The 2,143-nt window shown below is 35.9% G+C and carries 2 protein-coding genes; one reads left to right on the top strand and one right to left on the bottom strand.

Features of this window, described 5'->3' with window-relative positions:
• The first annotated feature begins 71 nt into the window (after positions 1-71).
• Entirely contained in the window at positions 72-1,754 is a 1,683-nt protein-coding gene (locus QZL66_RS03000; protein WP_022410285.1) for an AAA family ATPase, read from the top strand.
• Between the two features lie 69 nt (positions 1,755-1,823).
• Here QZL66_RS03000 and QZL66_RS02995 read toward each other — a convergent pair whose 3' ends face one another.
• Positions 1,824-2,117: a hypothetical protein gene (locus QZL66_RS02995; protein ID WP_293601801.1), complete on the bottom strand. Its 294-nt coding sequence runs from the start codon at positions 2,115-2,117 to the stop codon at positions 1,824-1,826.
• Between the last annotated feature and the right edge of the window lie 26 nt (positions 2,118-2,143).

Below are 2,143 nucleotides of genomic sequence, written 5' to 3'. Positions count from 1 at the left end.
TCCATGGACAGCTTGCTTTGGGGACTGAATAGTTACATATATACAATAAAAATTACGAAAGGAGTTCTACTATGAGTTTAGAAAGAAAAATGATGCCAATTGGCGTCGAGAATTTTGAGAAACTCCGTAATAATGAGATGTATTATGTAGATAAGACGGAAATGATTTCAGATTTGCTTATTAATCATAGTGATGTAAATCTCTTCACTCGACCTCGGCGATTCGGCAAAACATTAACCATAGACATGCTGAAAACATTTTTTGAAATTGGACAGAATTCAACACTGTTTAACGGACTTGCAATCAGCAAGTATACTGATATATGCAAAAAATATCAAAATAAATATCCTGTGATTTTCATCAGTTTAAAAGGTGCAACCGGTTTTACTTATGAAAACGCATATAGCATGATCAAACAGCTTATGGCAGAAGAATACCAACGTCATAGCTATTTAGCAGATAGTAATATTCTTGATTCAGTAGAAATAGATCAATTCAACAGAATAAGAAGTATGTCATTAAACACAGGTGACTTGGAAAATTCTCTCCGCACTCTTACACGTCTGTTGAACAAACATCATAATCAGAAAGTAATATTGTTAGTTGATGAGTATGATGTTCCTTTGGATAAAGCATTTCTGAACGGCTACTATGATGACATGGTAAGCTTTATAAGAGTCTTTCTCGGTGAAGCTTTAAAAACTAACGGAAATATAGAATTTGCAGTTTTAACAGGTTGTCTGAGAATATCAAAAGAGAGCATTTTCACAGGAATAAATAATTTTTCTATGTTTACAATAACCGACGATCTGTTTTCAAGATACTTTGGGTTTACAGATGATGAAGTAAAAGAAATGTTGGAATATTACGGTGTATCGGACTACTATTCAACAACTAAAGACTGGTACGATGGCTACTCATTCGGAAATAATGAAATTTATTGTCCGTGGGACGTTCTGAATTACTGCAAACGCCTTCAGGTCGAATCGGATAAGTCACCGCAGGCTTTCTGGATAAATTCAAGCGGAAACGATATCATCCGTAAATTTATTGAAATGGCAAATACGACCACAAAATCTGAAATCGAATCACTTATTGCAGGGAATACTGTTGTTAAAGAGATTCATCAGGAACTGACATACTCTGAATTGTACTCCTCAATAGAGAATGTCTGGAGCACACTTTTTATGACCGGATATCTTACTAAGCGTAATCAGCTGGAAGATGACAAATATGAATTAGCTATACCAAATCTCGAAATAAGAAAAATCTTCCAAAAACAGATATACCAGTGGTTCAAGGAAATCAGCAGGAAAGATACATCAACATTAAATGCATTTTGTCAGACATTTGCAGATGGTAATGCTGAAGAAGCTCAAAGGTTGTTCACTGTTTTTCTCAAAAAAACGATCAGCATTCGTGATACCTATGTAAAAGCTTCAAAGAAAGAAAACTTTTACCATAGAATTCTCCTCGGTCTGCTCTCTTACAGAGATGACTGGATCGTAAAGTCAAACGTTGAATCAGGTGATGGATACAGCGATATTGTTATAAAAATTCCTGATGATGAGATTGGTATAATTATCGAAGTTAAATACGGCGAAGATGACAATATGGACAGAGGCTGCACAGAGGCTTTGGCACAAATCGAAAGGATGAATTATTCTGAGATTCTTGAAGATGACGAAGTTCAGACCATATACAAATACGGTATAGCCTGCTATAAGAAAAAATGTAAAATAGTAAAAGCCTAAAAAAATCCCCGGCAGGTAACCTTCCAGATTCAGGAAAGCGACCCACCGGGGATTATTTTTGTATAAGTATCAGGTTATATCTATCTTATGTTCCTCAATGTATTCAAAAGCACGTCTGCCGATGTCGTCAAAGGTAAATTTTATCTCCATTGTTTTTTCGTCATATATAATAATGCTGTCGATCATCGCAAGAACGATTTCCCTTGTTATAGGCTGAGATGAGTCATTTTCTCTGATCGAACGGTTGTACTCATCTGTGATCTGTTTCATCTCGGTCAGAACACTGCATTGCGTATAGAATGCCTGTTCAGCACTATGCAGTTTTTCTTCTGCATTCTTTATTTTATCGTAACCGCCAACCACACCCTAACGTTGATTCGGCACTAAAA

The sequence above is a fragment of the Ruminococcus sp. CAG:330 genome, assembly GCF_000437175.1.
Lineage (GTDB): Bacteria > Bacillota > Clostridia > Oscillospirales > Ruminococcaceae > Ruminococcus_C.
The sequence above is the reverse complement of the archived record's forward strand: the minus strand, read 5'-3'. Positions and strand labels throughout refer to the sequence as shown.

What these genes read in the sequence shown, in the direction of transcription:
- QZL66_RS03000 (WP_022410285.1), top strand. Translation starts at nt 72, where the DNA reads ATGAGTTTAGAAAGAAAAATGATGCCAATTGGCGTCGAGAATTTTGAG.